The sequence below is a fragment of the Campylobacter avium LMG 24591 genome (assembly GCF_002238335.1).
GTDB classification, from domain to species: Bacteria; Campylobacterota; Campylobacteria; order Campylobacterales; family Campylobacteraceae; genus Campylobacter_D; species Campylobacter_D avium.
Genome location: NZ_CP022347.1, coordinates 450,044 through 467,858, shown reverse-complemented (window position 1 = coordinate 467,858; position 17,815 = coordinate 450,044). Strand labels below are relative to the sequence as shown.

Annotated in this window: 20 protein-coding genes and 1 tRNA gene; 12 read left to right on the top strand and 9 right to left on the bottom strand. The window is 33.5% G+C overall.

All coding sequences use genetic code 11. The annotated features are described in order from the left end of the window. The 6 genes from CAV_RS02410 to CAV_RS02385 all read left to right on the top strand — a co-directional run bounded on the left by CAV_RS02410 (position 1) and on the right by CAV_RS02385 (position 4,928). On the top strand, positions 1-384 hold the full coding sequence (locus CAV_RS02410) for a CoA-binding protein (RefSeq protein WP_094324925.1): 384 nt from the start codon (positions 1-3) through the stop codon (positions 382-384). Next, positions 381-1,592: a threonine ammonia-lyase gene (ilvA, locus tag CAV_RS02405; protein ID WP_094324924.1), complete on the top strand. Its 1,212-nt coding sequence runs from the start codon at positions 381-383 to the stop codon at positions 1,590-1,592. The genes CAV_RS02410 and ilvA overlap by 4 nt, the downstream gene beginning before the upstream one ends. Before the next feature lie 114 nt (positions 1,593-1,706). Then, entirely contained in the window at positions 1,707-2,453 is a 747-nt protein-coding gene (locus CAV_RS02400; RefSeq protein ID WP_094324923.1) for a hypothetical protein, read from the top strand. A 72-nt stretch (positions 2,454-2,525) separates the two neighbouring features. Further along, a complete protein-coding gene (locus CAV_RS02395; protein ID WP_094324922.1) occupies positions 2,526-3,116 on the top strand; it encodes a DUF4879 domain-containing protein in 591 nt (196 codons plus the stop codon). Between the two features lie 9 nt (positions 3,117-3,125). Continuing rightward, a complete protein-coding gene (locus CAV_RS02390; RefSeq protein ID WP_094324921.1) occupies positions 3,126-3,977 on the top strand; it encodes a hypothetical protein in 852 nt (283 codons plus the stop codon). 147 nt (positions 3,978-4,124) lie between these two features. Continuing rightward, positions 4,125-4,928, top strand: a complete 804-nt coding sequence (locus tag CAV_RS02385; RefSeq protein ID WP_094324920.1) for a hypothetical protein — start codon at positions 4,125-4,127, stop codon at positions 4,926-4,928. A gap of 42 nt (positions 4,929-4,970) precedes the next feature. Here CAV_RS02385 and CAV_RS02380 read toward each other — a convergent pair whose 3' ends face one another. Beyond that, positions 4,971-6,155 carry a M20 metallopeptidase family protein gene (locus CAV_RS02380; protein WP_094324919.1) on the bottom strand — a complete coding sequence of 395 codons (1,185 nt, stop codon included), beginning with the start codon at positions 6,153-6,155 and terminating at the stop codon, positions 4,971-4,973. A 12-nt stretch (positions 6,156-6,167) separates the two neighbouring features. Continuing rightward, the gene (gene ppk2, locus CAV_RS02375) at positions 6,168-7,076 is read right to left on the bottom strand and encodes a polyphosphate kinase 2 (RefSeq protein WP_094324918.1); all 909 of its coding nucleotides are present in this window, start codon (positions 7,074-7,076) and stop codon (positions 6,168-6,170) included. Positions 7,077-7,183: 107 nt separating this feature from the next. On the opposite strand from ppk2, the gene dsbD reads away from it, so the two are divergent. Beyond that, a complete protein-coding gene (dsbD, locus tag CAV_RS02370) occupies positions 7,184-8,815 on the top strand; it encodes a protein-disulfide reductase DsbD (protein ID WP_157676305.1) in 1,632 nt (543 codons plus the stop codon). Here the strand turns inward: dsbD and trmB are convergent. From trmB to CAV_RS02355, 3 genes are read right to left on the bottom strand one after another with little or no spacing between them, the layout of a single operon-like run. Then, complete coding sequence (gene trmB / locus CAV_RS02365; protein ID WP_094324916.1) at positions 8,789-9,958, bottom strand: tRNA (guanosine(46)-N7)-methyltransferase TrmB; 1,170 nt, start codon at positions 9,956-9,958, stop codon at positions 8,789-8,791. The genes dsbD and trmB overlap by 27 nt on opposite strands. Before the next feature lie 3 nt (positions 9,959-9,961). Next, on the bottom strand, positions 9,962-11,173 hold the full coding sequence (locus tag CAV_RS02360) for a fibronectin type III domain-containing protein (RefSeq protein WP_094324915.1): 1,212 nt from the start codon (positions 11,171-11,173) through the stop codon (positions 9,962-9,964). After that, positions 11,121-12,089 carry an RluA family pseudouridine synthase gene (locus CAV_RS02355; RefSeq protein WP_094324914.1) on the bottom strand — a complete coding sequence of 323 codons (969 nt, stop codon included), beginning with the start codon at positions 12,087-12,089 and terminating at the stop codon, positions 11,121-11,123. Before CAV_RS02355 ends, CAV_RS02360 begins: the two co-directional genes overlap by 53 nt. A 97-nt stretch (positions 12,090-12,186) precedes the next feature. Here CAV_RS02355 and CAV_RS02350 point away from each other — a divergent pair, with 97 nt between their 5' ends. From CAV_RS02350 to CAV_RS02330, 5 genes are all read left to right on the top strand, one after another. Continuing rightward, a complete protein-coding gene (locus tag CAV_RS02350; RefSeq protein ID WP_094325524.1) occupies positions 12,187-13,272 on the top strand; it encodes an FtsW/RodA/SpoVE family cell cycle protein in 1,086 nt (361 codons plus the stop codon). Between the two features lie 35 nt (positions 13,273-13,307). Continuing rightward, positions 13,308-13,384 (top strand) — tRNA-Ile (locus tag CAV_RS02345). Between the two features lie 31 nt (positions 13,385-13,415). Further along, entirely contained in the window at positions 13,416-14,057 is a 642-nt protein-coding gene (locus CAV_RS02340; RefSeq protein ID WP_094324913.1) for an HAD family hydrolase, read from the top strand. Next, positions 14,054-14,365: a thiamine-binding protein gene (locus CAV_RS02335; protein ID WP_094324912.1), complete on the top strand. Its 312-nt coding sequence runs from the start codon at positions 14,054-14,056 to the stop codon at positions 14,363-14,365. Before CAV_RS02340 ends, CAV_RS02335 begins: the two co-directional genes overlap by 4 nt. Continuing rightward, complete coding sequence (locus tag CAV_RS02330) at positions 14,334-14,975, top strand: uroporphyrinogen-III synthase (protein ID WP_094324911.1); 642 nt, start codon at positions 14,334-14,336, stop codon at positions 14,973-14,975. Before CAV_RS02335 ends, CAV_RS02330 begins: the two co-directional genes overlap by 32 nt. On the opposite strand, the gene CAV_RS02325 is transcribed toward CAV_RS02330, so the two are convergent. From CAV_RS02325 to CAV_RS02310, 4 genes are read right to left on the bottom strand one after another with little or no spacing between them, the layout of a single operon-like run. Continuing rightward, complete coding sequence (locus CAV_RS02325) at positions 14,965-15,720, bottom strand: glycosyltransferase family 25 protein (RefSeq protein WP_094324910.1); 756 nt, start codon at positions 15,718-15,720, stop codon at positions 14,965-14,967. The genes CAV_RS02330 and CAV_RS02325 overlap by 11 nt on opposite strands. 5 nt (positions 15,721-15,725) lie before the next feature. Beyond that, the gene (locus tag CAV_RS02320; protein WP_094324909.1) at positions 15,726-16,463 is read right to left on the bottom strand and encodes an amino acid ABC transporter ATP-binding protein; all 738 of its coding nucleotides are present in this window, start codon (positions 16,461-16,463) and stop codon (positions 15,726-15,728) included. 1 nt (position 16,464) lies between these two features. After that, positions 16,465-17,121 (bottom strand): amino acid ABC transporter permease, encoded by a 657-nt coding sequence (locus CAV_RS02315; protein WP_094324908.1) that lies wholly within the window; start codon positions 17,119-17,121, stop codon positions 16,465-16,467. After that, the gene (locus CAV_RS02310) at positions 17,114-17,761 is read right to left on the bottom strand and encodes an amino acid ABC transporter permease (protein WP_094324907.1); all 648 of its coding nucleotides are present in this window, start codon (positions 17,759-17,761) and stop codon (positions 17,114-17,116) included. Before CAV_RS02310 ends, CAV_RS02315 begins: the two co-directional genes overlap by 8 nt. Positions 17,762-17,815 lie beyond the last annotated feature (54 nt).

The following is a 17,815-nucleotide window of genomic DNA, read 5'->3' as shown; positions in this document are numbered from 1 at the left end:
ATGAAAGACTTTATGAAAGATGTTAAAACTATAGCAGTACTTGGACTAAGCCCTGATAAAAGCAAGGCTTCGCACATTGTGGCTAAGTATCTGCAAGAAAGTGGCTTTAAAATTATACCTATATACCCAAAAGAGGATATTATACTTAATGAAAAGGTGTTTAGAGCACTTGAGGATGTAAATGAAAAAATAGATTTGCTTGTGCTCTTTAGAAAGGGTGAAGTTGCTAGTGAAATTTTTGATACCGTCTTAAAAAAGGGCATTAAAAGATTTTGGCTACAGCTTGGCATAAAAAACGAAGCTGTTAAGGCAAAATGCCTTGAAAACAACATAGCTTTCGTGCAAGATAAGTGCATAATGCAAGAACTAAAGGCGATAAAATGATAGAGCTAAATAAAATTTATCAAGCAAAACAAAAAATAGCTGATTTTGCTCTTAAAACTCCTCTTTCGCATTCTCATTTTTTAAGTGATATTTGCAATGCAAAAATCTACCTTAAAAATGAAAATTTGCAAAGAACCGGTGCGTATAAGATACGAGGTGCGTATAATAAAATAGCAAATTTAAGCGAAAGCCAAAAGAAAAATGGGGTCATAGCAGCAAGTGCGGGCAATCACGCACAAGGAGTTGCCATAAGTGCTAAAAATTTTGGCATAAAAAGCACTATAGTAATGCCTGAATCAACTCCTCTTTTAAAGGTAAGTGCTACTAAGAATTTAGGTGCTGAAGTGATATTAAAGGGAGATAATTTTGATGAGTCTTATGATTTTGCGATAAAATATGCAAGAAAAAATAATATGAGCTTTATACACCCTTTTGAAGATGATTTGGTTATAGCCGGACAAGGCACTGTTATGCTTGAAATGCTAGATGATATAAATGACCTAGATGCTGTGCTTGTTCCAGTTGGAGGCGGAGGGCTTATAAGCGGTGTAGCAAGTGCTGCAAAACAGATAAATCCGGATATTAAGATAGTGGGAGTAAGTGCAAAAGGTGCTCCTGCAATGTATGAAAGCTATAAAAACAAAAAGATTAAAAATTCAAAGTCTGTCCGCACGATAGCCGACGGTATAGCTGTTAGAGACGTGAATGCTAAAAATCTTGATATTATATTAGAATGCGTTGATGATTTCGTCCAAGTAGATGATGAGGAAATAGCAGAAGCTGTATTGTTTTTGCTGGAAAAACATAAAATAATCGTTGAGGGTGCAGGAGCTGCCTCTGTAGCAGCACTGTTGCATAAAAAGATGAAATTTAAAAAAGATTCAAAGATAGCAGCCATCTTAAGTGGCGGAAATATAGATGTGCAAATGCTAAATATAATTATAGAAAAAGGGCTTTTCAAAGCTCACAGAAAAATGCAAATAATGGTTACGCTTATAGACAAACCTGGAGCTTTGCTAGACTTAACAGATAGCTTAAAAAAAGCTAATGCTAACATTGTAAAGATAGATTACGATAGATTTTCTACAAAGCTTGACTATGGAGATGCAATGATAAGCATAACCCTTGAAACAAAGGGCTTTGAACACCAAGAGGAGCTTAGAAAAATTCTTAAAGAAAAAGCTTATAAATTTAGCGAAATTCTATAAACTCAAACCATCTTACTACATTTACAAAAACTAAGGCAAAAAGCCTTAGAAATTTAGTGCTTAAATGGAATATTTTTTGCTTGTAAATCTTAAATTATATACAGTGAGTTTAATATGCAAGTAAAAAATATAAATTTTTACTCTGGAGAGAGCATAAAAACAAGTTCTAAAAAAGAGCTATATGATGAAAGAGGCTTTCAATCTGTTTTAGACAAACAGATAAAAGATGTAAGTGAGGTAAAAAATGCCCTCACTTTAGAATCTTACACAGCATATATAGTCTCAAATTTAGATATGAGTAGCTATGAAAAAAGTAGTATAAATATGGCTATAGGCTCTGCTATAGGCGTTTTAGACCTTGTAAAAGCTTATGAAAGAGCTGGTAGAAATGATACTGAACGTTTTTTACAATATGCTGAAGAAGAACGTATAAACATCATGAAAGATAAAAGCAAAGAAGAATTAGGAGAGCTTATCATAGAAGCAGCCTCTCTTTTACAAAGCGATGAGGTTTTATTAGGCAGAAGAATAAGAGGAGAAATTCCACTAAGCAAGGAACAATACAGAGCTCAAAAGCAAGACGCTGCAAATGTCTTAAAGGCTGTTTATAAGGAAATGTTTGGTGTTGAACCTGTAGTGCCTAAATTTTCACACGATTTGTCAAGGCTTGATATAAGTGGCTTAAGAGATGATTCTTTAGTAAAATCTCTTGAAAAATCTAAGTCTTCTTTAGATCCTTTTGAATTTATGAATGGCGAAAGCAGTCTAACTCACACTCAAATACAAGAGATAAAAGAGATGATAAATAGTTATGAAAGACTAGATACTGAGGCTTTAGCTGCCTTGCTTGAAAAAATATAAATGGAATATTTTTTGCTTGTAATTTTATGCAATAGTAAAGAAGGTTAGAAAAATTCATTTTAAGGAGTAAGTATGAAAAATAAATTTTTTCTAACAGTTGCACTAAGTGCCTTGTGTTTAGTATTTCTTAATGCTAAGGATGTAGACCCTACTGAGGGTAAGGAAAAAATAAGTAGAGCTGGGCTGGATATGTATGTAAATCCTGATTCACCTTTAAAAGAAGGTTTTTTAAACGGGAAGTATGATAAAAGCTTGACACAGATAAAAGAACTCTTTGAAAAGGATAAGCAAAATCCTAGAGCTCCTGCCCCGCCTGTAAGTGGTGTTGGTATTTGGCTTGTAGCTTCTGAAAAAGGCGGAGAAGAGTTAATAGCCCCAGGACAAACTCAAACAAACAGAAATCACGGTGGTTCAACCATGTATGTATCCACAGTTGTAAAGGGATATGGTGGAATTTCTAGTGATTTTGCTAGTTATGGTGGTCCAGGTTTTATTCTTAATTATGTAGATAACATACCAATAGATTTTAATGGAGATAGAATTGTAGATGGTTGGCTCATATCTTGGGATTTATCAGGCAAAAGTCCGGGAGGACAGTTTTTATACACAGCAAGGTCTATGAATCCTGGTCCAACTATGCAAACTTATATAAACATAAGGTAGGGCTTTGCTATGAAAGTAGACAATGCAAGTATCTATACACAAAATTTAGCTGGGTCAAACTCAGCTAAAGACATAAAAGAAAGCGAACAAAGCTTTGATACTGTTTTAGAAAATGAAATTAAGACAAGTGGCATTAAAGCAGAGGATATAAAAGATTGGTCTGATTTATATACTTATATTGGAGATAGACAACAAGAAAAATTAGGACAAACATTTGCTAATGAAGAGGCTGCTAAAAAACACTTTTTAATTACTGCAGCTTCCTTTGTATCTAGAATACTTCTAATCAATCAGCAAAATCCAAATGGCTCACAAGAAGATTTTGGCTATTTTTTCAGTAGACCTGATCTTTGGCAGGAAGCGTCAAGCTATGGAAATACTGATGAGATAAAACAAGAGCTTATAAACACTATATCCTTACTTCAAAGTGATATAGGTCTTGCTTGGCTTCCAAGTAAAGAAAGCTATGAGGAATTTAAGGCTAGAAAGCAGGAGGGAGCAGATTTCTTAAAAGACATATACAAAGAGCTTTTCAATGAAGAGCCTGTTGTTCCTAAATTTGAAACACTTGTCGGTGAGGGTGCTGGAAGTGGCATAGACATAAGTGCTGCCATAAAAGAATTCCTAAATAAGCCCTTTGAAAATGAGGAAGAGGATGAACTCATAGAGCTTATAAAAGAACTTTACAAATATAAAGAAAAGCAAGAAAGTAAAATTCAAGAAAGCGAGCTGAAAACTTTACAAGATATTGGACTAAAAGAAAGCTTTGACATAGAAAAACTTGCTTTAAAGGAAAGATTTACTAAAGAAAAACAAAGCATTGAAAACTTTTCTTTATCTCTTTTGCTGCAAAGTTTGTAAGCGGTGTAGGTTCAAAAATAAGTAAGAGAGTATAAAAAAATTAAAGGAGTAAAGATGAAAAAGAAATTTTTTCTAACAGTTGCACTAAGTGCCTTTACTAAGGCTTTAAATTTAAAATTTAATAGCAAATACTAAAAAGGATTTGCTATGAAAATAGACAATGCAAGTATCTACACACAAAATTTAGCTGAGTTAAACTCAGCTAAAGCCACAAAAGAAAGCGAACAAAGCTTTGATACTGTTTTAGAAAATGAAACTAAGACAAGTGGTATTAAGGCAGAAGATATAAAAAATGGCTCTGATTTAGATGAATATCTTATGTTTAAATATATAGGGGAATTGGGTCATGAAAGAGGTACTGGTGTGTGGTTTTTAAGTATGGTATCAGCTATTCAAGTGGCTATTGATAAATATGGATCAGGTGATAATGATGTGTGGCCTTCTATAGAAAAAAGTAGGGAAAATTATAAAAGCACTGATGACTTAAAACAAGATATTATCAATAGAATTTCAATCATTCAAAGTGATCGTTATGATTATACTCCGCCCAATAAAAGCAAGGCAGAACATGAAATGCAAAAGCAAGATACTATAAATGCTCTAAAAGACATATACAAAGAACTTTTCAATGAAGAGCCTGTTATTCCTAAATACGAAACACTTATCGGTGAAGGTGCTACAAGTAGTATAGACATAAGTGCTGCTATAAAAGAATTCCTAAACAAACCTTTTGAAAATGAGGAAGAGGATGAGCTCATAGAGCTTATAAAAGAGCTTTATAAAGAAAATCAAGAAAGCACAAGTAAAGAAAGTAAAATTCAAGAAAGCGAGCTGAAAACTTTAAAAGATATTGACTTTGACATAGAAAAACTTGCTTTAAAGGAAAGATTTACTAAAGAAAAGCAAAGCATTGAAAACTTTTCTTTATCTCTTTTGCTGCAAAGTTTGTAAGGATTTGTCGCATTTAAAAAGGTGGCTTAAAGCCACCAAAAGTTAAGAGTTTAAAAACTCAAGTGCCATCATCGCATCGCCTTGCATTAAATTCTTTATATTTTTTGTGTCCCAGCTAAAATGAGGACTATGATGTAGTGCAGGATTGTTTAAATCCTTTGAAATTCCAACAAAGACATAAGCACCTTGCCTAGCCCTTGTTAAAAAAGCAAAGTCCTCAGCACCCATATCAGGCTTTGCATTGTTTATTAAATTTTGCTCTCCTAAAACCTTAGCAAAGGCTTTTCTAGCCACTATGGCCATAGCTTCATCGTTTATTAAAGGCGGATACTCTCTTTTATACTTAAGCTCATAATCACCCCCAAACTCAAGTGCCACAGCCTTAGCAGTATCTTCTATGCTTTTTTGCAAAATGCTTTGCGTTTCATCGTTTAAAAAACGCACTGTGCCTTGGAGTTTAGACCTTTCAGGGATGATATTATAAGTAGTTCCAGCCTCTATCCTACCAACCGTGATAACTCCTGCCTCAACAGGTTTTATGCGTCTTGAAACCACAGCCTGAATGTTATTTACAAACCTAGCTCCCATAAGCAAGGCGTCTATAGTAGTATGTGGATGTGCTCCGTGTCCGCCCTTGCCTATAAATTCTAAGTCAAAGACATCAACTCCAGCCATCATTTCCCCACTTACGATTTGAGCTGTGTTTTCAAGCATAGGTCCCCAAAGATGACAACCAAAAACAGCATCCACCTTAGGATTTTCTAAAATTCCCTCATCTATCATAGGCTTTGCACCGCCACCATTTTCCTCAGCTGGTTGAAACATAATCTTAACGGTGCCACTAAACTCATCCTTTAGCTCATTTAATATAAGTGCCGCTCCCAAAAGTCCGGAAGTATGTCCATCATGTCCGCAAGCGTGCATTTTTCCTTTTACCTTGGAAGAGTAAGGCAAATTTGTATCCTCTTCAACAGGTAAAGCATCCATATCAGCCCTTAAAAGAACACATTTTTTACTAGTAGATTTTTTACCCTCTATAATCGCCAAAATACCAGTCTTGGCTATATCTTTTTTATAAGGAATTTTATACTTATCAAGAAAGGCACAAACTTTTTTAGCAGTTTCAAATTCTTCAAAAGAAAGCTCTGGGTATTGGTGCAAGTGCTCCCTAAAAGCAGCCATTTCATCATAATACTTATCACATAATCTTTTTACCTTTTCTAACATTTTCTTTTCTCCTCATTTTTTATCCATATATTCAAATTTTTCATCACTTTTTGAAAGATTCGTCTCCATTTTTTTGATTTCCTCTTCACCGCTTCTAACAAGGTCATTATCAGGCTCTTTTATGTCCTTGCTTTTGCCCTTGTACTCAACATTGTTTAGTATGTATCTAAATACATTTAATCTAGCTTTTTTCTTATTGTCTGAACCAATAATGGTCCAGGGGCACAAAGGAGTGTTTGAAGCTAAAAGCATAGAATACTTTGCTATGGTGTATTTATCCCAAAGTTTTTGAGACTTTTCATCAACAGGAGAGAGTTTATACTGCTTTAAAGGGTCGGTTTTTCTACTTTCAAATCTCTTTTTTTGTTCCTCTTTTGAAACTGAAAAATAAAATTTAAACATCAAAATGCCGCTATTTACCAACATTTCCTCAAATAAAGGCACTTCTTTTAGGAATTTCTTGTGCTCATCTTGGGTGCAAAAACCCATAACAGGCTCAACTCCAGCCCTGTTATACCAAGATCTATCAAAGATAACTATCTCGCCAGCAGCAGGTAAATGAGAGACATATCTTTGAAAATACCACTGAGTTTTCTCCACCTCACTTGGCTTTTCAAGAGCTACTACCCTACAGCCTCTAGGATTTAAATGCTCGGTTAGTCTTTTTATAGAGCCGCCTTTGCCAGCAGCGTCTCTTCCCTCTGTTAAGATGAGCACCTTAAGTCCCTTTTCTTTCACGAAATTTTGAAATTTTAAAAGTTCTATTTGAAGCTTTCTAAGCTCTTTTTCATATCTTATGGTGCTTTTTTTAACCCTTACGCTGACATAGTTGTTATCATCTTTTTTATCTTTTTTCTTAACTTTGTCATTTTTTTGTGGCTTTAAAATCTCTTTTTCCTTAGAAAACACCGTATTGCTCATAAAAGCTCCTTTAAAAATTATAAGTTATGGTAAGTTTACCATAAGATTTTATAATCTAGTTAAAATCACCCGGGATAATTAAATTTATGCGTCTTATAGTAACTTTTTTGTTTCTTTTTACAACAATCTTTGCAAACACCTTAAGCATAGACGAGGCTTTTAAGCTAAATTTAAGCAGCGATGAAAGCGGGGTGTATGCTGAGTTTAATATAGCCGATGATATTTACATCTATCAAAATTCTATAAAAGTAGTTTTAAATGGCGAGGATATAACAGAGCTTTTAAATTTTCCAGCCTCTGTCTTTGAAAAAAACGAGCATAGATATTATAAAATGCTTAACATATACATATCAAAACTTTTAATAGACAATGAATTTAAAGGCATAAAAGACCTTAAGCTTAAAATTTCTTATCAGGGCTGTTCTTTAAGTGGGTACTGTTACAGACCTCTTACAAAAAGTTATAATTTAAGCCTTGATGATGAAATTTACAAGATACAAAGCTTAAAAAAAGAAGCTAAAAGCTATGAAAATTCATTTTTTAGCAAGGATAAAAATTTCTTTTTAATAGTCCTTAGTTTTTTTCTAGCGGGGCTTTTGCTTTGTCTAAGTCCTTGTTCCTTACCTATGATACCCATACTTTCATCCATAATCATAGCAGATAAAAACAAGAGCAAAAAAAGAGCCTTTTTACTCTCTTTTAGTTATGTTTTTTCTATGGCTTTAGCCTATGCTTTGCTTGGAATTTTAACAAGTATCTTAGGTTTTAGCTTACAAGTATTTTTACAAAAACCTCTAGTTGTGATATGCCTTGCCCTTATTTTTGTGCTTTTAGCCCTATCTTGCTTTGGGCTTTTTTCGCTTTCTTTGCCAAGCAAAATGCAAAGTTTCATAAGTCAAAAAACAAGGGGTGGAAGCTTTATGGCGGTGGTCATTATGGGCTTTTTATCGGTATTTGTTTTAAGTGCTTGTATGATAGCTCCCTTAGCTGCTGCACTTTTATACATAGCAAACACCGCAGATATTTTACTTGGAGGCCTTGCCCTTTTTGCACTTGGCTTTGGTATGGGGTTGCCTTTACTTTTGCTTGGCTTTGGCTTTGGCTTTTTAAAAAATTCAGCTCTCATAAAAAAGATAAATATCTTTTTTGGCTTTTTAATGCTTTATATGGCGCTTTATCTTGTATCAAGATTTATAAATGAGGCTTACGCCCTTTTAGCCTACTCTATCTTAACTGCCTTTTTTGTGAGCTTTATAGGGCTTTTTGACAGGGTTAAAAATAAGCTTGATAAAGTTTTTAAGGCTTTCTTGATACTGGTTTTATTTCTAGCAGCAAGCCTTTTTTTTAGGGGCTTTGAGCTTTTATTTTACAAGGATGAGCTTAAAACTAAGAGCGAAAGTCTTTTTACCTACGCAAATTCACTAGCTGAGATAAAGGAAATTTTAGCTAGTTCTAAAGCTCCTGTTATGCTTGATTTTACAGCTTCTTGGTGCGTAAATTGTAAGCTTTTAGACAATACAACCTTTAAGGATAAAGAATTAAAAGAGCTTTTAAAAGAATATAAGCTTGTTAAGATTGATTTAAGCGAGGATACAGAGCAAAACAGGGATATAATGAAAGAATTTTCAGTCTTTGCTCCCCCTGTTTTGCTTTTCTTTAAAGAAGGAGAAAAAAAGCTTGAAATAGTTGGCTACATAAGCGCAAAGGATCTTTTAAAAAGACTTAAGGATACTTTCTAGCTTTTTTAAAGCCCTTAAATTCTCCTTTGTAAAAAGAGGCTTGGAAAATAAAAACTCACAACTTTGCCCTAGCTTTAAAAAAGAGTGTTGAGGCTTGTTAAAACTACCAAAATCAAGCTTTAAAACCAAAAAATCCTCAGCCTTAAAAAGCTCTTGCAAGGAGATAAAAAAATCCTCTCCCTTAAATTTAAGCCTAGTGAAATTCTTAGCTAGCTCACAAAGTTTTTCCTTAGAAAAAGAAAGGTTTGAAATCTCAAATTCCTCTTGCACAAGCTCTTTGCTTTGCTCATTGCAAATGGCTCTTATGGTGTAAATGTCTTTTTCTTTTCTTAGCCATCTGTCCTCATACTTACTTTTTATGGCTATGTCCTCGTTTTTGCATACCTCTAAATCCTTAAAACTTTCCTTTAAAATTTCTAAGGAAAAGTCAAAATACTCCTTACTATCAGTTCTTAGCTCAAAAACACCATCCTTTTTTAAAATTCTAAGGCATTCTAGGGCAAAATCCTTGCTGATTATGCGTCTGTGTGGCTGTTTATCCCAAGGCACGGGAAAATGAAGAAAAATTTTAGTTACAGAATTTGAAGGAAGCTTTGAAAAAAGTACTCTAGCGTCAGCTTTTAGCAAAAGGACATTGTTTAAATTTTTACTAGAAGCTAGTTTTGCAACCTGCTCTATGGTTTTTGTGTAAATTTCTATGCCTATTACACTTTTATCTTGCTCTTTTTGTGCTTGATATAAAAGATGTCTTCCAGAGCCAAAGCCTATTTCTATGAGAGGGTCTTTTAAGCTATTATAATTTTTTATGAAATTTTCTATCTTATCTTCTATATGAGGACTTTTTTGCAAAAGCCTAGTTTTTTTTACAGCATTTGCCTCGTTAAAAACCTCTTCGCAAAAGGCTTCTTTAAAGTGCAGCAAAGCCTTTTGTATATAGCCTATCTTTGAAAGTCTAGTGTCTTTATGAGATTTAATCAAAAAGGCATTATCTTTCGGCAAAATTTGCACAAAAAAATTCTCCCCTTCAAAGCTAGTATAAAGCAAGGATGAGTGCTCATTTTTACAAAGCCACTTAAACTCAAGCTTATCCAGCTTGTAAGGTAAGTTTAAATCCTTTATCTTTTTACACTTAAAATTTGGCATTTTTTACCTAGATATAGACACAGGCTTTGAAGGCTGTGAGGCTATATTAAACTCATCTATGGCTATAACTTCGTATCTGTAGTTTTGCCCTACAGTTATAGTGGTGTCCGTAAAACTTTTATCTCTTATATCCTTAAATTCAACATCTCCCACGCCACCGTATCGTTTTATAACATAGCTTCTAGCTCTATCATCATTATCCACCCAAGAAAGCACAAAAGCTGAGCCCGTAAAAGAGCTTGCAACTATGCTAGGTGCAGCAGGAGCGCTAAGCGTACTTCCTCTTACAGCATCGCTTGGCATAGGACTTTCAAGCCCGTCTTTATCGACTATGGTTACTTTGTATTCTTTACTTTTGCCAACTTCATTTATTACATCCTCGTAGTATAGGTTGTTTGTCTTTGCTATGTTGGTAAATGGCAAAATAGAGCTTCTTGCATAAATTTTATAATAAGCTAAATCCTTAAATTCAGGATTATCCCAAGTAATTCTTATCACATTAGGCAAGGAATCGCTAACTGAGCTTATGTGAACCTGGGGTGGTAAATCTTTTGTTGTAGAATTTACTATCTCACTTGATTCAGAATACACACCATCAAAGGTTTTAGCAAAAATTCTATACTGAAAATTTTGATTTGGCTTTAAATTCTCATCTATGTATTCAGCACTTAGTCTGTTTTTAACCTCGGCTAAATATTTAAATTCAGCCATATTATCAGCCCTTTCTATAACATAAGAATGCACTCTTAAATCAGGGTGCGGACGCCATATAAGCTTGATTTTATTTGGCAAGCCACTTAAGGCCTGAACGAAAGGCAAAGACACTATGCGTGCAGATGTTTTAGCCTCCACAACAACGCCTTCCTTTGATATGTGCCCCTCTTTATTAAAGCTTTTCATAGCGTAATAATACTTCGTGTTTGGCTCTAAATTTGTGTCAACAAAATGTGTCTTGTATTTATTTTTTATAGTGGCTATAAGCTCTAAATTTGTATCTTGTTCGCCGCCTCTATAAAGATAAAAGCCCTCTATGTCTTCGTTATACAAGCTTTTCCACTCAAAGGCAACAGAATTTATAGAACTTATGTGCTTAAGCTCATTAATCACCGGCAAATTCTCATTTACAACCGTTTGTTTTTGCGTATTAATAGCAGCACAAGCGTTAAATAAAACTGTCAAAACTAGAGCATATGTAAGAAAGAGAAAGTTTTTCATCTAAAATTCCTTTGTCAAAGTTCATTAAAATTTGGTTAAAATCATCAAATAAAGGAGCTTTTACAAAGAGTTTTTCGCCGCTTTTTGGATGTATAAAATACACAAAATACGCGTGCAACATCACTCTTTTAAAGCTTTCTTGTTTATAACCATACAAAGCATCGCCTAAAATGTGGCGATTTAGGCTTTCTAAATGAGCTCTTATTTGATGTGTGCGACCGGTAAAAAGCTTTGCGGCTATTAAATTTACGCCATTTTCACTAAGCAAATTCACAAAGGCTGATTTGGCCTCTTTAGCACCTTTTAAGCTTAATCCTTCTTTTGGAACTGTTTTTTTAAGTCTATTTGAATTTGATCTGAGCAAAGCCTTATCTACTATCATTTTATCATCTTTTAGTGGCAAATCAATTAATGCTAGATAAAATCTACCCATGCTCTTATCCAAAAGTTGCTTTGCTAAAAAATTATGGGCCTCGTTATTTTTGGCTATAACAATAGCCCCACTAGTGCCTTTATCAAGCCTGTGCAAAAGTCCAGCTCTTAGCTCTCCATTTAAATTTGATAAGGAGTAGTTTTTTTGAAGCAAAAAATCAACCAAAGTAGCCTCCCTAACCGTATCAGCCCCGTGAACCACTAAATTTGGCGGCTTATTTAAAACCAAAATATCCTCATCCTCATATAAAATTTCAACATCAAAATCCACATCAAAGCTTTGATTTAGCTCTTTTTTCTCCGGAAATTTAAGCTTTATAACATCATTTGGCTTGAGCTTAAAAGATGTTTTTTTGTGCAAGATATCATTTATCAAAATTCCTTGTTCTTTAATCAAGCTTTCAATTTGATTTCTACTAATTTTCAACTTTTTGCTTAAAAAAACATCCACTCTGCTTTGCTCATCTGCTATGTATTTTTGCATTTTAGCCCTATTTTCTAACGAAATTTATATTTAATTAATATATAATATCAAAATTTATTTATTTTCTTTAGGACGAACCTTGAAATTTGATAGAAGAATGTTTACGCATTTTGACTTTGTGCAAGTTTTTTTAATAATACCTATAATATCCGTGTCCTTTGTTTTAGTCTATGAAGCTTCAATTTTCCTAGCTGAAAAACAACTTGTTTATACTATAGTTGGACTTTTGGCCTTTTTTATATGCTTTATACTGCCGATTAGAAAGCTAGCCTGGCTTATACCTGTGGTGTATTGGATAAATATAATCTTGCTTTTAAGCGTGGATGTTTTTGGAGTAGAAAGACTTGGCGCAAAAAGGTGGCTTGAAGTGCCATTTACTCACTTTACCATACAGCCATCAGAGCTTTTTAAACCCTCATTTATCCTTATGCTTGCGTATTTAATCTACAGAAATCCCCCACCAAAAGGCGGTTATAAGCTAAAAAAATTCCTAGAATTATCATTTTATATATTGCTACCTTTCTTTTTAATAGCTGCTGAGCCTGACTTAGGAACAGCCACAATCTTGCTTATAGTAGGCTTTGGTACGCTTTTTATAATAGGGGTAAATTATAAAATTTGGCTAAGCATTTTTTTGATAATAGGACTTAGCTCGCCGATAATCTACACGCATTTTTTAAAACCCTATCAAAAGCAAAGAATTCATGATTTCTTAAGCGAAGAACCAAGCTATCAAGTGCAACAATCAATCATAGCCATAGGCAACGGAGGCTTAAGCGGCAAAAACATAGAAGAAGCCACGCAAACGCATTTTAAATTCCTGCCTATCTCAACAAGTGATTTTATCTTTGCTTACACGGTTGAAAGATTTGGCTTTGTTGGCGGAGCCTTTGTTCTTGCCCTTTATATGCTTTTAATCTTTCATCTTTTAAGTTTAAATAAAAAGCTTAAGGATGATTATTTTGCAAGGGTTGTTACAAACTGTGTGGCACTTTTTATCTTCATTTATGTTGGAGTAAATGTCTCTATGAATATCGACTTAGCACCTGTTGTTGGTGTTCCTTTGCCCTTTTTTAGTCATGGGGGAAGCTCTTTTGCTACCTTTATGATTTTTTTTGGAATTTTGCAAAATTTAATCACATTTAGATATTTTTCGGTGAAAGAAGTTATTAAGATACTTTAAAGGAAAAAGTATATATAATCTCGTCTTTGTTAGCTGGATTTGTAGCTCAGTTGGTTAGAGCAACCGGCTCATAACCGGTTGGTCGCAGGTTCGAGTCCTGCCAAATCCACCACTTTTTAGCTTCCAACTCAAAGGCTTCCCAAATGCAAACCACCATACTTTTTGATTTAGATGGCACTTTAATAGATTCAACCAAAGCCATACTAAATTCTTTTAACTTTGCTTTTTTAGATAACAAAAACAAAAACTACGATAAAAAAAAGATAAAAGCTTTAATAGGCATTAGCCTGGATGAAATTTTTAAAGCCTGTGCCGTTGATGATGTGGATAAATACATAAGCTCATATAAAAAACAATATGAAAAGGTTTATCTAGAGCAAAGCTTTCTTTTGCCGCTTGTAAAAGAGGCACTAAGCGAGGCAAAAAGCTTTGCTAAGCTGGGCGTAGTTACAAATAAGGGAGGATTTTTTACGGCAAAACTGCTAAAACACTTAGGAATTTTTGATTTTTTCGGCACTATAATAACTAAGGATGATGTAAGCAAGGCTAAACCTGACGCAGAACCTATAAATAAAGCTTTAGAAACGCTTAAGCAAGAAAAAGAAAATGCTTACTTAGTAGGCGATACAAGCATAGACGCAAAAGCGGCTAAAAATGCTAATATAAAATGCGTAGCCGTTGAGCCTATGTATGAGAGCAAAGAAGAGCTTGCAAAAAGCGGGGTTTTCATAGCTAAAAATGTCTTAGAAGCTGTTTTACATATAAAGAATTTGGAGGCAAAATGAGTGTTATAATGGAGCTTTGCGTATTTAGCATAAGTGGAAGTCTGTCAAAATCTAAAGAGGTAAAAGCTATATTACAAGCCTTTGATAAAAGGGGTATAAAATACGAGCTAAATCCTATGGGAACTTGCGTAGAATGTAAAAATATGAAAAAGGCTACAAAAATTTTAAGACTAGCAAGCAAAAGCATAGACGCACAAAGATTTTACATAGTGGCTAAATTTGACTGCTACAAGGGCAGAAAAAAGAGTATGCAAGATAAGGTAAAAAGCGTAAAAGATGATTTATCTAATATCAGCGAAGGCTCATAATTTTAAGGGTGTAGAAAATATCTGCCTTTCTAAGATAAAGCTTAACAAAATAAAGGTGAATTTAAAGGACTTTGATACCCTTATAACAAGCTCTAAAAACGCACTTAAATCCTTGCTTAAAAGTGAATGCGAGTTAAATTTAAAAATGCAAATTTTAACACTTAGCAAGGAAAGTGCACAAGATTTTAAAAAATTAGCTTTTAAAAATGTAAAAACTCCTAAAAAAGCCTATATGAAAGACTTACTAAATGAGTTTCAAAATGAGCTAAAAGATAAAAAAATTCTTTATCTAAGAGCTAAAAAAGTATCCTTTGACTTAGCAAAGAAGGCAAAAAATTTAAATATAAAAGAAATAATAGCCTATGAAAATGTTTATAAAAAACATAGGATTAAAAACCTTGTAAGACCTTGTATTTTTATCTTTACTTCCTTTGATCTAGCCGATACTTTTTTAAAATACTATGAGATAAAAGATGATGATAAGATAGTAGCTATAGGCTCCAGCACTGCTTTAAGATTAAAAGAATTTAAAAACATATTTATAAGCAAAAAAGCCAATATAAAAGAATGCGTAAAACTTGCAAGAAAACTTGAAAAAATTAATTCTTAGCCAAATTTTTAAGCTCTTTTATCTTTTTACGATTGAAAATGATATATAAAAAGCTTATTACTCTATACACAAACCTCATAATTTCTCTATGAGTATTTATAATAGCTGATTTTTTTCCCATATTTATGGTGCTTTGTTCAAAATGCATTGATATAAGATAAGGCTTGAAGACAATTATAAAAACATCGTGTAGAAAAAATTTATCCATATAATCATCTAAAGGATAAAAAAATTTAGCTTTTTTTAAAAATTTAATCGCAGCCGCTGGTCTTAAAAGATAACCTTGAGTGCCACTAGCTCTTCTGGTTGTCAATATATGATGTTCGTTTAGATAAATCACGCCCTTAAGCTTTTTTAAAGCCATTAAACGCACAAAATCATAAGGAGAATTTATAAACTCATCTATAAATTCTAAAAATTCATTTTTAAAAATCACATCATCTTCTAGTATAATGATGCTTTCATCAAGCTCTATGCATTTTTTCCAAAGCATCAAATGAGAAGCAAAGCACGCTTTTTCACTAGAACTTAACGCCCCCCCCCTTAGCAAATTTGCTTTTTTATCATCTATATACTCATCAAAAGCTTTTAAATTTGCTTCATTTTTTCCGTCAATAGCTTCAAAAAATTCAAAACTTAGCTTAGATTTTAAGGTTTTATCCTTTAAATAAAGCTCATTTATTCTTTTTTGCATAGCTTCTTTTCTATCCGCTGACCTAGCTAAATTTATGATAAAAACTCTCATAAAGCCTACTTGTGATAATCAAATAAATTCAAAAATTTCCTAGCCCTATCTGTGCTTGGATTTTCAAAAAAAAGATCTGGTTTTGAAATCTCTACTATTTTTCCATCATCCATAAAAACAATCTTATCAGCCACAGCCCTTGCAAAGGCCATTTCGTGAGTTACTATAAGCATAGTAAGTCCCTCTCTTGCGAGGCTTAGCATAACCTCTAAAACCTCTCTTACAATTTCTGGATCAAGTGCAGCAGTAACCTCATCAAAAAGCATTATATCAGGATTCATACAAAGACTTCTGACTATGGCTATCCTTTGCTTTTGTCCTCCACTTAATTCTTTTGGATAGGATTTAAGTTTTTGTAAAAGCCCAACCTTATCAAGCCACATCTTAGCTTCTTCTAAAACCTCATCTTTTTTTCTTTTTTCAACCTTCATTGGTGCAAGAAGTATATTTTGCTCAACAGTTAAATGGTCAAAAAGCTCATAAGACTGAAAAACCATACCTACTTTTTGTCTTATCTTTGTCCAATTTTTATAATCCTTAGTTATAAGCTCTTTGTCTATGATAATTTCTCCACTAGCTATGTTTTCAAGCCCATTTATACATCTTAAAAGAGTAGATTTACCACAACCACTAGGTCCTAAGATAACAGCAACCTCGCTCTTTTCAACCTCTAAATTTATACCCTTTAAAACCTCATTTTCTCCATAAAATTTATGCAAATTTTTAAGCTCTAATATACTCATTTTAACTCCATTTTTTCTCTAAAAATTTAGAATACAAAGAAAGAGGATAGCAAAGCAAGAAAAATACAAAAAAGATAAGCCCATATATTACGAAAGAGGCATAAACGAAGCTGTGATTTGCTTCTATTATCTGCTGTCCTACTTTTACAAGCTCTGCAACTCCTATTAAAAAAGCAAAGGTGCTTGATTTTATCATTCTAGTAAGTAAATTCATACTCATTGGAGTAAGTCTTCTTAAGGCTTGGGGCAAGATGATGTAAAGATAGGTTTGAAGCCTTGTAAAGCCTAAAGAAAGGGCTGATTCAAACTGATGTTTAGCTATACTAGCAAGTGAGGCACGCACTAAATCCATCATCTCAAAAATTCCCCAAATGCTAAAAACCAAGATAGTAGAAGCTAAAGCACTTAAATTTAGCCCAAACCAACGAGATAAACCAAAATAAACCACAAAAAGCCAGACGATTAAGGGCATAACACGGACAAATTCAAGACAAAATCTACAAAAGATATAAATAATTTTATTGTTTAAAGACATCAAAATTCCAAAAACAAGCCCTCCAAAAGAAGAAATCAGTATAGAAAAAAAGGAAATTTCTAAGGTAAGCAAAAGCCCATCAAATAAACGAGAAAGATAATTTACAGAAAAAAGCTCAAGCATAAGAAAGCCTTTTTTCAAGAAAGGATAAAAACAAGGACATAGGCAAGATTATGATTAAATAACTTATGAAAAGCAAGAACAAAAGCTCATCGGTTTTATAGCTAAGTGAATTTAAGCTAGTCATAGTATTTACAAGATCTGGCAAGGCTATGATGGTTACAACTGATGTTTCTTTGAATAAAAATATAGTATTTGCAGACAAGGAGGGCATACAAATTCCCAAAGCCTGAGGCAGAGTAATGAAACGCAAAATTTGAAATTTATTAAGTCCTAAGGACAAGGCAGCCTCAAACTGCTGCTTTTTAACCGCATCTATACCAGCTCTTAAACTCTCAGCCATATAAGAGCCACCCAAAAAAGAAAGCCCCACAACAGCACAGCTAAATGAAGACATATGTAGTCCCAGTCTTCCAAGACCGTAGTATAGAAAAAAAAGTTGTATAAGAAGAGGGGTATTTCTTGAAAATTCTATGTAAATGGCACAAAGTTTATACATAAAATTTAGACGAAAAAAGTACATTGCCACGCAAAAAAGCCCGATGATAAATGAAAATAAAAGTCCCAAGCCAAAGACTTGCAAGGTAAGCAAGCCAGCGTCAAAAAACATAGGACTAACCTTAGTTATAAAAGCAAAATCCATATAAGCCTTTTAAAGTAAAATTAAAGAATTTTAATACTTTTTTATAAATCTTAG

Coding starts and splice junctions, on each gene's coding strand:
- CAV_RS02410 (WP_094324925.1), top strand. CDS start 1: ATGAAAGACTTTATGAAAGATGTTAAAACTATAGCAGTACTTGGACTA.
- ilvA (WP_094324924.1), top strand. CDS start 381: ATGATAGAGCTAAATAAAATTTATCAAGCAAAACAAAAAATAGCTGAT.
- CAV_RS02400 (WP_094324923.1), top strand. CDS start 1,707: ATGCAAGTAAAAAATATAAATTTTTACTCTGGAGAGAGCATAAAAACA.
- CAV_RS02395 (WP_094324922.1), top strand. CDS start 2,526: ATGAAAAATAAATTTTTTCTAACAGTTGCACTAAGTGCCTTGTGTTTA.
- CAV_RS02390 (WP_094324921.1), top strand. CDS start 3,126: ATGAAAGTAGACAATGCAAGTATCTATACACAAAATTTAGCTGGGTCA.
- CAV_RS02385 (WP_094324920.1), top strand. CDS start 4,125: ATGAAAATAGACAATGCAAGTATCTACACACAAAATTTAGCTGAGTTA.
- CAV_RS02380 (WP_094324919.1), bottom strand. CDS start 6,155: ATGTTAGAAAAGGTAAAAAGATTATGTGATAAGTATTATGATGAAATG.
- ppk2 (WP_094324918.1), bottom strand. CDS start 7,076: ATGAGCAATACGGTGTTTTCTAAGGAAAAAGAGATTTTAAAGCCACAA.
- trmB (WP_094324916.1), bottom strand. CDS start 9,958: ATGCCAAATTTTAAGTGTAAAAAGATAAAGGATTTAAACTTACCTTAC.
- CAV_RS02360 (WP_094324915.1), bottom strand. CDS start 11,173: ATGAAAAACTTTCTCTTTCTTACATATGCTCTAGTTTTGACAGTTTTA.
- CAV_RS02355 (WP_094324914.1), bottom strand. CDS start 12,089: ATGCAAAAATACATAGCAGATGAGCAAAGCAGAGTGGATGTTTTTTTA.
- CAV_RS02350 (WP_094325524.1), top strand. CDS start 12,187: ATGTTTACGCATTTTGACTTTGTGCAAGTTTTTTTAATAATACCTATA.
- CAV_RS02340 (WP_094324913.1), top strand. CDS start 13,416: ATGCAAACCACCATACTTTTTGATTTAGATGGCACTTTAATAGATTCA.
- CAV_RS02335 (WP_094324912.1), top strand. CDS start 14,054: ATGAGTGTTATAATGGAGCTTTGCGTATTTAGCATAAGTGGAAGTCTG.
- CAV_RS02330 (WP_094324911.1), top strand. CDS start 14,334: ATGATTTATCTAATATCAGCGAAGGCTCATAATTTTAAGGGTGTAGAA.
- CAV_RS02325 (WP_094324910.1), bottom strand. CDS start 15,720: ATGAGAGTTTTTATCATAAATTTAGCTAGGTCAGCGGATAGAAAAGAA.
- CAV_RS02320 (WP_094324909.1), bottom strand. CDS start 16,463: ATGAGTATATTAGAGCTTAAAAATTTGCATAAATTTTATGGAGAAAAT.
- CAV_RS02315 (WP_094324908.1), bottom strand. CDS start 17,121: ATGCTTGAGCTTTTTTCTGTAAATTATCTTTCTCGTTTATTTGATGGG.
- CAV_RS02310 (WP_094324907.1), bottom strand. CDS start 17,761: ATGGATTTTGCTTTTATAACTAAGGTTAGTCCTATGTTTTTTGACGCT.